Annotated in this window: 11 protein-coding genes; 1 reads left to right on the plus strand and 10 read right to left on the minus strand. The window is 62.6% G+C overall.

Features of this window, described 5'->3' with window-relative positions:
- Positions 1-6: 6 nt before the first annotated feature.
- Together RLEG4DRAFT_RS05550 and RLEG4DRAFT_RS05555 are read right to left on the minus strand one after the other, a co-directional pair.
- Positions 7-1635, minus strand: coding sequence for a thiamine pyrophosphate-dependent enzyme (locus RLEG4DRAFT_RS05550; RefSeq protein WP_003575941.1), 1629 nt, complete (start codon positions 1633-1635; stop codon positions 7-9).
- Positions 1632-2807 (minus strand): amino acid aminotransferase, encoded by a 1176-nt coding sequence (locus tag RLEG4DRAFT_RS05555; RefSeq protein ID WP_003575943.1) that lies wholly within the window; start codon positions 2805-2807, stop codon positions 1632-1634. Before RLEG4DRAFT_RS05555 ends, RLEG4DRAFT_RS05550 begins: the two co-directional genes overlap by 4 nt.
- A 150-nt stretch (positions 2808-2957) precedes the next feature.
- On the opposite strand from RLEG4DRAFT_RS05555, the gene RLEG4DRAFT_RS05560 reads away from it, so the two are divergent.
- Positions 2958-3425: an Lrp/AsnC family transcriptional regulator gene (locus tag RLEG4DRAFT_RS05560; protein WP_003575945.1), complete on the plus strand. Its 468-nt coding sequence runs from the start codon at positions 2958-2960 to the stop codon at positions 3423-3425.
- A gap of 18 nt (positions 3426-3443) precedes the next feature.
- Here the strand turns inward: RLEG4DRAFT_RS05560 and RLEG4DRAFT_RS05565 are convergent, their stop codons facing one another.
- From RLEG4DRAFT_RS05565 to RLEG4DRAFT_RS05600, 8 genes are all read right to left on the minus strand, one after another.
- Positions 3444-4205, minus strand: coding sequence for an ABC transporter ATP-binding protein (locus tag RLEG4DRAFT_RS05565; protein ID WP_003575946.1), 762 nt, complete (start codon positions 4203-4205; stop codon positions 3444-3446).
- Positions 4202-5242, minus strand: a complete 1041-nt coding sequence (locus RLEG4DRAFT_RS05570) for a FecCD family ABC transporter permease (RefSeq protein WP_003575948.1) — start codon at positions 5240-5242, stop codon at positions 4202-4204. The genes RLEG4DRAFT_RS05565 and RLEG4DRAFT_RS05570 overlap by 4 nt, the downstream gene beginning before the upstream one ends.
- A complete protein-coding gene (locus tag RLEG4DRAFT_RS05575; protein WP_003575949.1) occupies positions 5239-6264 on the minus strand; it encodes an ABC transporter substrate-binding protein in 1026 nt (341 codons plus the stop codon). Before RLEG4DRAFT_RS05575 ends, RLEG4DRAFT_RS05570 begins: the two co-directional genes overlap by 4 nt.
- A gap of 225 nt (positions 6265-6489) precedes the next feature.
- A complete protein-coding gene (locus RLEG4DRAFT_RS05580) occupies positions 6490-8223 on the minus strand; it encodes an acetyl/propionyl/methylcrotonyl-CoA carboxylase subunit alpha (protein ID WP_003575950.1) in 1734 nt (577 codons plus the stop codon).
- Positions 8224-8261: 38 nt separating this feature from the next.
- Entirely contained in the window at positions 8262-9863 is a 1602-nt protein-coding gene (locus tag RLEG4DRAFT_RS05585) for a 5-oxoprolinase/urea amidolyase family protein (RefSeq protein WP_003575951.1), read from the minus strand.
- Between the two features lie 7 nt (positions 9864-9870).
- Positions 9871-10677: a putative hydro-lyase gene (locus tag RLEG4DRAFT_RS05590; protein WP_003575952.1), complete on the minus strand. Its 807-nt coding sequence runs from the start codon at positions 10675-10677 to the stop codon at positions 9871-9873.
- Between the two features lie 20 nt (positions 10678-10697).
- Positions 10698-11462 (minus strand): LamB/YcsF family protein, encoded by a 765-nt coding sequence (locus RLEG4DRAFT_RS05595; protein WP_003575953.1) that lies wholly within the window; start codon positions 11460-11462, stop codon positions 10698-10700.
- 121 nt (positions 11463-11583) lie between these two features.
- Positions 11584-12795: an NRAMP family divalent metal transporter gene (locus RLEG4DRAFT_RS05600; RefSeq protein ID WP_085061895.1), complete on the minus strand. Its 1212-nt coding sequence runs from the start codon at positions 12793-12795 to the stop codon at positions 11584-11586.

Genomic DNA, 12795 nt, shown 5'->3' on the forward strand with positions numbered 1-12795 from the left:
TAGGAATCATTCGGCGTGCGGCGCCGGATGGAGGAAAGGCCAGGGACTTGCCTCGGATCCCTTTTCGATCGGAACCACGATAAGAACCGGTTCGTCCAGAGACAGGGCTTTCTCGATCGTGGTTTTCAGTTCTCCGGGGCTCGCCGCCTTGAATGCTCGAATGCCAAAACTCTCGGCAAGTGCGACAAAGTCCGGATTGGTGAGATCCGAACCGAGATAGCGGCCCTCATACGCCTGTTTCTGGTCGCGCAGGACGTTGCCATAGGCCGAATTGTCGAAGACGATCGCGATGACGTTGATCTTGTGTTGGACCGCAGTGGCAAGTTCCTGAACGCCGAACATGAAGCCGCCATCGCCCGAAACCGAGATCACGGCTTTGTCGGGATTGGCGACCTTTACGCCCAAGGCCGTGTTGAAGCCAAAACCGAGATTGTCCTGATAGCCGCATGTCACATATTGGCGCGGGCCGTAGACGGGGAAGGCAAAACGGGCGGTAAAGCCCATCTGGCAGACCTCCTCGACGAAAAAGCCATCTCTTGGAAGAGCCTGGCGAATGGCATCGAGATAGGCAAGCTGCGGCTGCACTTCTGAGAACCGGGATCTAGCCTCTTTGTTGAGCTCGGCGAATTCGCGGGTGCGATCCTCGTGCCGGGAACCAGTCAGTGCATCGATCAGAGCCTGCGTTCCGGCCTTGGCATCGGCGACGATGCCAACACCAGGCTTAAGGCGGACCATTTCGGTCGGATCGATATCGATGCGAATGATCTTGAGATCATTGGGAAGCCATTTCCATCGCATGAACTGCAATTCGAGCCGGCTGCCGATCCCGATCAAAACGTCGGTGTGCTTCCAATATTCATAGGCGGCGACCAAGTTCAGGTAGTTCGGGTGGTCGTCGGCGACGATGCCTTTGCCGGAACGATGGGAGGTGACGGGCGACTGCAGCAGTTCCGCAAGAGCGGCGATCTCTGCCCCGGCATCCGCCGCGCCGCCGCCGACCATGATCATCGGATTGCTGGCGCTCGATATCAGTGCCGCTGCGGCAGCGATCTGATCGGGGTTGACGGCCGGATGGAGCGCTCTCGAACCGACGGGAAGATCGACCTCGGGGCCGGATTGGCCAAATACGTCCCAGGGAGCTTCGACCGCTCCCGGACCCTGGCGGCCAGAAAGCATTTTGCTGACGACCTCGGCCATGACAGGACCGGCTTCGGATTGGTGATTGATGCGCGCCGCCGTCTTGGTAATGCCGCGGATCGTGGCAAGTTGATCGGGGAGTTCATGCAACTGTCCTCTGCCTTGGCCGATCAAGTGGGACATGATGTTGCCGGTAATGCAAAGCACCGGCGCGTTGGCACCATAAGCGGTGCAGAGAGCCGCACCGGAATTGAGAACGCCCGGACCGGGGACGACGGTATAGGCGCCGATCCGGCCGGTGGATTTGGCATAGCCATAGGCCATATATCCGGCGCCCTGTTCGTGGCGGGTGTGAATGAACCGAACCTTGTCGCGAGCGCCGTGGAGGGCATCGTTGAAATCATACATGTGGGCGCCTGGGATGCCGAACACCGTGTCGATCCCATGGCCGACAAGCGAACGGGTCATCGCCTGGCCGGTCGTTTCTTTTTTGCTCATTTCAAGCAACCTTCAGCGCGAAGTGCGGTGACGATGGCGTCGGCATCGGCCGGCTGCATGCCCGCAAGGTTCATACGGCCGGAATCGGCCATGTAGATGCCATGTTTGGCGCGGAGGGCTCCGGCCGTTTCTTTCGACATGGAGAGATTGGAGAACAGGCCGCGCTGCTGTCGAATGAACGCCAGATCGGGGGCAGCGGCGGCGAGCGCGGCGCGGTTGCCGTTGACGCGCTGGCACATCTCTTCGAGTTCGGCGCGCCACATTGCCGACATTTCCGGGCTCTCGAGAATGGTCCTGACGATCGCGGCGCCGTGATCGGGCGGCATGGACCAGTTTACGCGGGCGAGCGCTGCCATGTTGCTTTCAGCCTTGCCGATATCGTCGATATTGCGGGTCATGATATAGAGCGCGCCGACGCGCTCGCGGTAGAGACCGAAATTCTTGTCACAGGAATAGGCGATCAGCGCTTCATCGACAGCTTCGAGGATCATGCGCGTCGGTGCGGCGTCCGGTTCGAGACCGTCGCCCAGCCCCTGATAGGCAAGATCGATGAACGGCACCAACCTGTGCGCAACGAGGAGTTCGGTAATCTGGCGCCACTGCTCCATGGTGAAATCGATACCGGTCGGATTGTGGCAGCAACCGTGAAGCAGCACGACATCGCCTTCCGCAGCGGAAGACAAGGCGTCGATGACGCTGTCGAATTTGACCTGCTGTAACGTCAGATCGACGAAGGCGTAGTCCTTCACGGCCAGGCGCGCCGAGGAAAAGATCGGCGCGTGGTTCGGCCAGCTCGGCGCCCCCAATAGAACCTTTGCCGATGGATTTGCCGTCTGGATGAGTTCGGCGCCGAGACGTAGCGCGCCGCTTCCGCCCGGTGTCTGAATGCCGACAAGACGGTGATTGAACTTCGGCGATTTGCCGAAAATGATGGGCTGCAGCAGCCGCACGAATTGCAGATCGCCTTCCGGGCCCAAATATTTCTTGCTGTCCTGGGTCTCGAGTAGAACCTGCTCGGCCGCCTTGACGGCACGCATCACCGGCGTTCGGCCCATGGCGTCGCGATAAACGCCGACGCCGAGGTCGATCTTTCCGGCGTGCTCGTCGGCCTGAAAGGCCTTGATGAGGGCAAGCAGGCTGTCGGCTGGCCGGTTATTCAGTTTCTCGAACACAAGTTCACCTCCGTTTTATCCCTATGGCTGGAGATTAACTGAACGCCTGTGGCGATTTTCTGCGATTATCCGCCCAATTCGGCGTGTGAATGCAGACATTCTGCGTGATTTGGCTATACTGTGCTGAAATTCTCCTTTGCTGGGGTGCCCATGCTCGACCAGTTCGATATCAAATTGCTTGCCGCACTCCAGCAAAACAGCGAGGTGACGCAGGGTGAGTTGTCGCAGAAGGTCAATCTCTCCGCGACACAATGCGCACGCCGCTTGGAAAGACTGCGCAACGAACAGTACATCCAGACTGTCGTGGCCATCCTCAATCCTGCAAAACTGGGTTTTGCCGTGGTCGCTCATACCCTCGTCAGCCTGCGCGCGCATACGGAAGGCGGAAACGAGCGGCTCCACCGCTTCATCGAGACTGCGCCGGAGATCCTGGAGTGTTATTCGCAGACGGGGGACGCTGACTTTCTGATGAAGGTCATGACGCGTGACCTCGACCATCTCAGCCAGTTTCTCGAAAGAATGATCCGGGTCACCGACAATCTGGCCTCGGTAAAGTCGAGCATCGTTCTGAAGACGATCAAAAAGACCACAGCCTTGCCGCTGCAGATCGTAACGTGAGAGCGGCTCCGGCCGCTCTCATTTGAGATAGTGGATGTGCGGGCGGGAATGATAGGGCGAGGCTTCGATGCGGGCTTCGACGGAAAAGACGTCTCGCAGGAGGGTCTCGCTCAGCACATCCTCAGGCGCGCCCGAGGCGACGATCCTGCCCTGCTGCATGATGACAAGCTCATCGCAGAACATGGCGGCATGGTTGAGATCGTGCATGGCAACGATGCTGGTAATCGGCAGGCCGGAGACGAGGCGCATCAGGCCGATCTGGTGCTGGATATCGAGATGGTTGGTGGGTTCGTCGAGGATCAGCTCCTGCGGCGACTGGGCGAGCGCCCGTGCGATATGGGTGCGCTGCTTTTCGCCGCCCGACAGGTTCTGCCAGCGATCGTCGCGCTTCTCCGCCATGCCGGCGCGTGCGAGCGCCGCTTCGACCACCTCATCGTCGGCTCTTGTCCAGCCTGAAAAGATCGAGCGGTGCGGGAACCGGCCGAGCTTGACGACGTCGACGACCTTCAGATTGGCATTGGTCGTCGCGTGCTGTTCGACGAAGGCTATGCGCTGGGCGATCGAGCGGCGGCTGATGCTGCAGATATCGTTTCGGTCGAGGGTGACACGGCCGGAGTGTGGCCGTTTCAAGCCGGCGAGAAGCCGCAGCAGCGAGGTCTTGCCGGAGCCGTTGGGACCGAGCAGGCCGAGCATCCGGCCCGGCTGTGCCTCCAGGGAAACGCCGTCCAGAATGGTCTTCCTGCCAATTTTCCAGATGAGGTTGTCGGCCTTGATGCTCATGACGCGCGCTGGAACCGGTAGAGGATGATCGAGAAGAAGGGAACGCCGACGAGCGCCGTGACGACGCCGATCGGCAGGATCTGGCCGGGAATGAGGGCGCGTGCTGCAATGTCGGCGAGCACCATGAAGATCGCCCCTGCGATGGCGCAGGCCGGCAGCAGGCGGATATGCAGCGGCCCGACGACAAAGCGGGCGACATGCGGCACGACAAGGCCGACGAAACCGATCGAGCCGACCATGCTGACGATCGTCGCCGTCATCATCGCGGTCAACGCGAAGAGCACCATGCGCGCACGGCCGACATTGACGCCGAGCGAGGATGCCGCCTCGTCGCCGAAAGCGAAGGCATCGAGCACGCGAGCATAGAACAGACAGGCGGCAAGGCCGAAGCCGACGACGATCGAGACCAGCGCGAATTCCGGCCAGCGCACACCGCTGAAACTGCCAAGCAGCCAGAACATGACGTCGCGGGCTTGCTGCGCATTGGCCGAGGTGGTGACGATATAGGAGGTGGAGGCGTTGAAGAGCTGCGATGCGGCGACACCGGCGAGAATGGTACGGTCGGCGCCGCCGCGCGTGCCGTTCGACAGCAGCGCCACGAAGAAGAAGGCGGCAAAGGCACCGGCGAATGCACCTGATGACAGAGACACGGCACCCGCGCCGAGCCCCAGGATGACGATCGCCACGGCGCCGGTAGAGGCACCGGCTGAGATGCCGAGCACATAGGGTTCGGCAAGCGGGTTGCGCAGCAGCGACTGCATGATGGCGCCCGACAGCGCCAGCCCCGCGCCGCAGAAGGCGGCGACCAGCGCCCGGCTCAGCCGATAATCCCAGATGACCGTCTCGTGGATGCGGTTCAGTTCGACCGCGGTCCATCCGAGCCGGTTGGTGACGGCCGAAAATGTGGTCGCAAGCGGGATCGGCAGGTCGCCGATCCCGACGCTGACGCCAATGGCGATCGCGATGAGGCAAAGGGAAACCAGAAGCAGTGCGATGACTGCTCCCAACTGCCGGAAGAGACGGCCTGCGTCGGTCACTTCAGGAGACCGAGAGCCTTCAATTGCTCGGCCACCTGCTCGGCGCCGTAGATCGTGCGGATCGTCGGGTTCATCGCCTGGCCGTCCATGACGACGAGCGCCTTGTTCTTGACGGCCGGGGTCTGGCTGACGGCCGGATCGGTGTTCAGGAAGTTGATCTTGGCCTCGGGCTTGTCGAGCTCCCAGCGGTTGCGGTCGAGATTGGCGACGACGATGACGTCGGGATTGGCGGCGATGATGCCTTCCCAGCCGACGGTCGGCCATTCCGCTTCCGCTGATATCGCATTGTGGCCGCCGAGCAGATCGGCGATGAAGCCGGAAGCGCTGTTCTTGCCGCCGACATAGGCATCGGCCGACGGGCTGGGGGAGGAGAACCAGAAGACGTAGGACAGGTTCTGGCCGCCCTTGGCAACGCTCCCGCGGAGCCTGGCTTCACGCGCCTTGAAATCGGCAATCAGCGCCTGGCCGCGATCGGCGACGTCGAAAATCTCAGAGAGTTCGTCGATCTCCTTGTAGAGGAGATCCATGTTCCACAGCGCGCCGCGGCTGCCGTACTGATCTTTGACGTCCTTGGTGCTGAGGCAGGTGCTCGGCGAAAGATAGGTTGAAACACCGACCTTGTCGAAATCCTCGCGCTTGGCGATCTTGCTGTTCGGGCCGACCAGGCTCGGCAATGCCACCGCCACGAAGTCGGGATTTTCGGCGAGCATCGATTCGAAGGTCGGCATCTCGACGGTCAGAAGCTTGACCTTGGCATTGGCCTCGGCAAGCTGCGGCAGCACCTTGCTCGGCCAGAAGGCGGTGCCGACGATCTTGTCCTGAAGGCCGAGCAGCAGCAGGATTTCCGCGCTGTTCTGGCCGAGGCCGATCGCCCGCGCGGGCGCCGTCTTGAAGGTCACCTCAGCGCCGCAGTTTTCGAGCGTCAGCGGGTAGGTGGTCGAGCCGGCCAGAGACGGGGTTGCGGCAAGGCCGATCAGGGCGTAGAGGCCGCAAGCGGCCAGAAGTGTTTTGAGGCTGGTCACGTAGAAATCCCGGTGCGTGAAGTGTCTGCGGCCGCCGTATAGCCTCAGAAACGGCCGGAAAACAATACCAAATAAATCAACTTATCCAAAATCGACAACGCTTTTGCTGGTATGAAGTCAGTCAGCGTCATGACCGGGCGGGGATCAGCACCGCACGTCATTCGCGCAGTTCCACCCTGCTAGCGACTGTCATTCTTCCGATTTCGCTTTTCGCCACCGAGCTATCTACGCCGAGGCTTCGAAGCGGGCGACTTCTGCACCGGCTTGCAGATAGGCGCCCGGTTCGGCCGTGATCTTGATCTTGCCTGCCCGTGGGGCCGTGACCTGGGTTTCCATCTTCATTGCTTCCATGATGGCGATGAGGTCGCCGGCGGCAACGTCCGCGCCATCCTCGACCTTGAAGGCCTGCAAAGTGCCGGAAATCGGCGCGGTTACGCTCGATAGGTCCTCGGGTACCGTCGCCGCCGGACCGGCACCCCGGCCCTCGATCGCGCCGAGGCCCGCCAGGAGTGCTGCCGGAATACCGAGCTCATGGCGCTTGCCGTCAATCTCGACATGGGTGCGGATCAGATGCGAATCGACAGGTGGCTTTGGCCGGCATTCCGCCTCGAGAGCGGCGGCGAAATCGGTTTCGATCCAGCGCGTGTGCACCTTGAACCCGTTCGCGCCGATAAAATCCTCGGTCTCGATTGCTGCGCGGTGGAAGGGCAAGACAGTAGCAACACCCTCGATCCGGAATTCCTTGAGCGCGCGGCGTGCGCGCTTCAACGCCTCCTCGCGCGTGGTCCCGGTGACGATCAGCTTCGCCATCAGCGAATCGAATGTGCCAGGCACTGTCGAACCCGAAACCACGCCAGTGTCGAGACGGACGCCGGGGCCGGAAGGGGCGTCGAAAATCGTGATCGCGCCCGGCGTCGGCAAGAAGCCGCGGCCGGGATCCTCGGCATTGATGCGGAACTCGATAGAATGGCCACGCGGGGTCGGCGTTTCGGTTAGGCGCAGAGGCAGGCCGTCGGCGATGCGAAACTGCTCGATGACGAGATCGATGCCGGTCGTCTCCTCGGTCACCGGATGCTCGACCTGAAGACGCGTATTCACCTCAAGGAAGGAGATTGTGCCGTCGACGCTGAGCAGGAACTCAACCGTGCCCGCGCCCGAATAGCCGGACGCCGCGCAGATCTTCTGGGCTGCCGCGTGGATCGACTCGCGCTGGGCGTCGGACAGGAACGGGGCCGGCGCCTCCTCGACGAGTTTCTGGTTGCGCCGCTGCAGCGAGCAGTCGCGGGTGCCGAGCACCAGGACATTGCCATGCTTGTCGGCCAGAACCTGTGCCTCGATGTGACGCGGACGGTCGAGGAACCGTTCGAGAAAACATTCGCCGCGGCCGAAGGCGGCCTTGGCCTCGCGCACGGCGGATTCGTAGAGTTCCGCCACTTCCTCCATCTTCCAGGCAACCTTGAGGCCACGGCCGCCGCCGCCATGGGCCGCCTTGATGGCAACGGGCAAGCCGTGCTGTTCAGCAAAGGCGATGACTTCGGCGGCGGTGTCGACCGGGCCGTCGCTGCCGGCAACCAACGGTGCGCCGACACTCAGGGCGATGCGACGAGCCTCGACCTTGTCGCCGAGCGCTTCGATGACGTGCGGGTCGGGGCCGATCCAGACAAGGCCGGCATCAATCACCGCCCGGGCGAATTCAGCTCGCTCCGACAGGAAACCGTAACCGGGATGGACGGCATCGGCGCCGGAGCGCCGGGCGACGTCGATCAGCTTGTCGATATCGAGATAGGTCTCGGCCGGACGGCTGCCGGAAAGCCCATAGGCTTCGTCGGCCAGCTTGACGAAGAGTGCGTCCATGTCGGGATCGGCATAGACTGCGACCGATTGCAGGCCGTGGTCGCGACAGGCCCGAATGATGCGCACTGCGATCTCGCCGCGATTGGCGATAAGGACTTTCTGCATGGATGGCTCCTCATTATTCTTGTGGCCAGGCTGCGGTCTCAGGCCCTTGCGCGCCGAACATCCGCAAACGTCGTCACGGGCCGGAAACGGATTTGGGCATTGATGGGGATCTGGCCGGCGAGATCGAGATGATATTCGGCAACGGTGGCGATGACCGGATAACCGCCGGTCAGCGGATGGTCGGCGAGGAATAGGACCGGCTGGCCGCTATGCGGCACCTGGATGGCGCCGGTTGCCGTTCCCTCGCTTGGCAGTTCCGCCTTGTCCCTGCGCTCGAGCGCAGTTTCACCGGAGAGGCGAATGCCGACGCGGTTGGACTGCTGCGTGACCTGCCAGGGTTGGCCGGAGAGGCTGGCGATGCCCGCCTCGGTAAACCAGTCGCTGCGCGGACCCATGATCACGTCGAGCGTCACGATCTCGCCGGAGGCCGGAAAGCCGAAGGCCGGCGCTTCTGTGAGCGACACGCTGGTCAGGCGCGCGGTTTCGTTTTCCACCATCAGGACGGCGCCTTTCACAACCGGATCCGGGCCGACGACAGCGAGCGTGTCGGTCGAGGCGCTGCCGAGCACCGGCTTCACTTGGAAGCCGCCGCGGATGGCGAGATAGCTGCGCATTCCGCGTGGCGCTTCGCCGAGCGTCACGACATCGCCAGGTTCCAACGAGATCGGATGGTAGGTCTCGGCGGTGATCGTGCGCCCACTGGCATCGCGGATTGAAATCGGACAGGGCGCGCCGGTGAGCGCCATCACCGCACGACCCGACGTCTCGAAGGAAAAGCCGCCGAGAATGATTTCAAGGCAGGGCGTGCCGGCGGCATTGCCGACGACCCGGTTGGCGGCGCGCAGCGCGCCACGGTCGAGCGCGCCGGAAGAGGATACGCCCTGGCCGGTCTGGCCGAAGCGTCCAAGATCCTGAAACAGTGCCGGCATGGGTGCGGCCAACACCTTCAGCGTCACCGCCTCGGCGACGACCTCGGCCTGAGGAGCATCCGGAACATTGATCCGCGTGTCCGACGCCGGGACTGACCGCTTTTCCAGATCGAAGAAACGCACGCGGTAACCGGGCTGGAACAGCGCCGGCGGATCGCGCAACAGGTCCCACATCTTCTCCGGCGTCGTGCCGATAATCTGCCAGCCGCCGGGGCTCGCCTGCGGATAGACGCCTGAAAAGGCGCCGGCAAGGGCGACCGAGCCAGCCGGGATCCTGGTGCGTGGGCTCTGGCGGCGCGGCACCTGAAGAGCGGGGTCGCCGCCGACGAGATAACCGAAGCCCGGCGCAAAGCCGCAAAAAGCAACGGTGAAGGTACTTTCGACGTGGCGGCGGATGACCTCTTCGACCGAAAGGCCGGTCAGTGCGGCGACATCGCCCAAGTCCTCGCCATTGTAGTGGACCGGGATCTCGACGAGCCGGTCGGAGGGCGCAGCGCGGGCGGACAGGTCGCGGATGGCGATCTCGCTAGCCAGCCTCTCGGCCGTCAGTCTTTCCGGCCGGAAGCGGATCATCAGCGTGCGGGCAGCCGGCACCATGTCTTCTATGCCCTCGACCGGATCGGTGTCGAGCGAAGCAAATAGCGCCAGTGTCTCGTCCAGATCGGCGAGTTCGACCAGCAAGGTCGTCAGGTTGACGGGCAGGAAGCGCATCGGATCCTCAGGCGTGATAGGCAGTGTCGGGGATGTCGGTGATGAACATATGCCCCGGTGCGTGGCTAATGGCAAAGGGAACGCCGGATGCCATGACCGCCGCCTGTGGAGTTACGCCGCAGGCCCAGAAGACCGGAACCTCGCCGGGTTCGATGCGCACCGGATCGCCGAATTCCGGCGCCGACAGATCCCTGATGCCGATTTCTTCCGGCGCGCCGATGTGAACCGGCGCACCATGCACGGCCGGGAAACGTCCCGAGATCATTGCTGCGTCTGCAACACGGCTGGCCTGGATCGGTCGCATCGACACGACCATGTTCCCATGCAGCCGCCCAGCCGGGCGGCAAGCCTTGTCGGTCAGATACATCGGCACGTTGGACCCGTCGGTGATGTGGCGGATCTCGATGCCGGCCTCGACCATCGGCGTTTCGAAGGTGAAGCTGCAGCCGATCAGGAAGCTGACGAGATCGGCATGTTCTGCCCAGGCGGCAGTCGCATCGGCCGTTTCCTCGTCAAGCTTGCCGTCGCGCCAGACGCGATAGAGTGGCAGATCGGTGCGCAGATCTGCGCCCGGAGCGAGAAGCGTCGTATGCGAGCCGGGGTCGGAAACGTCGAGCACCGGGCAGGCCTTCGGATTGCGCTGGGCGTAAAGCAGGAAGTCAAAGGCCCAATCGCGCGGTAGCACGATCATGTTCGCCTGGGTGAATCCGGGCGCAACGCCGGACGTCGGCTCGACGCTGCCGCCACGATAGCGTTGGCGGGCCGAGCGAGCCGGCCCAGCGTCGACATGGCCGAGATTTTCAATCGCAATCATGGTGTCCTCCCAATATTTGTTCAGGCCTTTAGGAACGATCGAACGGTGATCCCGTCGGACTCGAAAGCCTGGCGGATCGCCCGAGCAATCGCCACGGCGCCGGGGCTGTCGCCATGCACACAGATCGATTGCGCATCGATCTTGATGATCGAACCGTCGATCGCTTCGAGCGAACCCTCATGGGCGAGTTGCAGCATGCGGCGGGCAATCACCTCAGTATCGTGCAGCACCGCCCCCGGCTCGCGCCGCGAAACGAGCTGACCGTCTGGCGTATAAGCGCGATCGGCGAAGGCTTCGGCTATGGTCTTAAGCCCGGATGTACGGGCGAGTTCGAGAATGGGTGCGCCCGCCAGCCCCATCAGCACCAGATCGGGATCGATGGCCTTGATGCCGTCGATCACCGCCAGTCCCTGTTTCGGATCATGGGCGATACGATTGTAGAGCGCGCCATGCGGCTTGACGTAACCGACACTGACGCCGGCTGCGGCGGTAACGCCCTTCAGCGCGCCGATCTGGTAGATGACGTCGGCCGTCAGTTCCGCGCTGGTGACGTCCATGTCGCGCCGGCCGAAGCCGACGCGATCGGGATAGGAGACATGTGCCCCGACTACGACCCCTTTTTCAGCAGCGGCCCGAACGGTTTTCAGAATACCGAGCGCATCGCCGGCATGGAAACCGCAGGCGACATTGGCACTGGAGACGATGCCAAGCATCGCCGCATCGTCGCCCATGCCCCAGGCGCCATAGCTTTCACCGAGATCACTGTTCAGATCGATCGCAGTCATGTCAGATCTCCTTGGATCGTGCTGCTGAGCCGGATCGCTTCAAAAACATCGAAGTGACCGATTCCAGCAGATTGGAGCGAGATGCGGGCGGAAGGCCGCCCGCATTTTTCCTCATACTGCTCTAGGCAGCGAGCAGAGCAAAGATCGGGCCGACCGACTTGTAGCCCATGTACCAGGTCAGCGCGCAAACCAGCACGCCAAGCGCCAGCAGCCAGCGTGGATAGCGGTAGCCGCCCATGAGGTCGGAACGAGCCCAGGCCGCATAGATGAAGATCGCCAGGCCAATCGGCAGGATGAGGCCGTTCAAGCCGCCGACGAAGACCAGCATCTGGGCGGGGGGCGTGGTGATGACAACGTAGAAGAACAGCGAGATGGCGATGAAGATCACCGTCGCGATGTTGCGGGCGCGTTCGGTGATGTCCTTTTTGAAAACCGTGATGAAGGAAACCGATGTATAGGCAGCGCCGATGACCGAGGTGATGGCCGCGGCCCAGAGGATGACGCCGAAGATGCGCAGGCCGATATTGCCAGCGGCAGCCTGGAAAGCCTGAGCGGCCGGGTTCGCGCCCGTGCCGGAGACATCGATGACGCCGCCGCTCGCGACCACGCCGAGAACGGCGAGGAAGAGCACGTAACGCATGATGCCGGTCACGGCGATGCCGGTGAGTGCTGCGCGGTTGACTGCACCGAGGTTCTCGATGCCGACAGTGCCCTTGTCGAGCAGGCGATGGGCGCCGGAATAGGTGATGTAACCGCCGACCGTGCCGCCGACGATGGTGGTGATCGTGGCGAAATCGATGGTGGAGGGCAGGAAAGTCTGGAACAGCGCGTCGCCGACGGGCGGACCCGACACGATGGCAACGTAAACGGTCAACGCAATCATCAGGACGCCGGCAAGGATTATGAACCGATCGATCGCCATGCCGGCCCGCTTCGACAGAAAGATGCCGATCGACAGGATGGCGCTGATCGCACCGCCAACCTTTGGATCAAGCCCGATCATCGCATTGATACCGAGGCCGGTGCCGCCGATATTGCCGATGTTGAAGAACAGCCCGCCGACGATGACGAGAATGGCGAGCAGGTAGCCGGAGCCAGGGATCGCCGCATTGGCGAGGTCGGAGGCACGCATCTTCGTCAGCGTCACGATCCGCCAGATATTCAGCTGCACGGCAAAGTCGATCAGGATCGAGGCGAGGATGGCGAAGGCGAAGGCCGCGCCGAGTTTGGTGGTGAATGTTGCGGTCTGAGTGATGAAGCCTGGGCCGATGGCCGACGTGGCCATCAGGAAGATCGCGGCGGTCAATGCCGCGCGGCGCGATTTGGTCGACAT

It is taken from the genome of Rhizobium leguminosarum bv. trifolii WSM2297, from assembly GCF_000271845.1.

Coding starts and splice junctions, on each gene's coding strand:
- RLEG4DRAFT_RS05550 (WP_003575941.1), bottom strand. CDS start 1,635: ATGAGCAAAAAAGAAACGACCGGCCAGGCGATGACCCGTTCGCTTGTC.
- RLEG4DRAFT_RS05560 (WP_003575945.1), top strand. CDS start 2,958: ATGCTCGACCAGTTCGATATCAAATTGCTTGCCGCACTCCAGCAAAAC.
- RLEG4DRAFT_RS05565 (WP_003575946.1), bottom strand. CDS start 4,205: ATGAGCATCAAGGCCGACAACCTCATCTGGAAAATTGGCAGGAAGACC.
- RLEG4DRAFT_RS05580 (WP_003575950.1), bottom strand. CDS start 8,223: ATGCAGAAAGTCCTTATCGCCAATCGCGGCGAGATCGCAGTGCGCATC.
- RLEG4DRAFT_RS05585 (WP_003575951.1), bottom strand. CDS start 9,863: ATGCGCTTCCTGCCCGTCAACCTGACGACCTTGCTGGTCGAACTCGCC.
- RLEG4DRAFT_RS05590 (WP_003575952.1), bottom strand. CDS start 10,677: ATGATTGCGATTGAAAATCTCGGCCATGTCGACGCTGGGCCGGCTCGC.
- RLEG4DRAFT_RS05595 (WP_003575953.1), bottom strand. CDS start 11,462: ATGACTGCGATCGATCTGAACAGTGATCTCGGTGAAAGCTATGGCGCC.
- RLEG4DRAFT_RS05600 (WP_085061895.1), bottom strand. CDS start 12,795: ATGTCGACCAAATCGCGCCGCGCGGCATTGACCGCCGCGATCTTCCTG.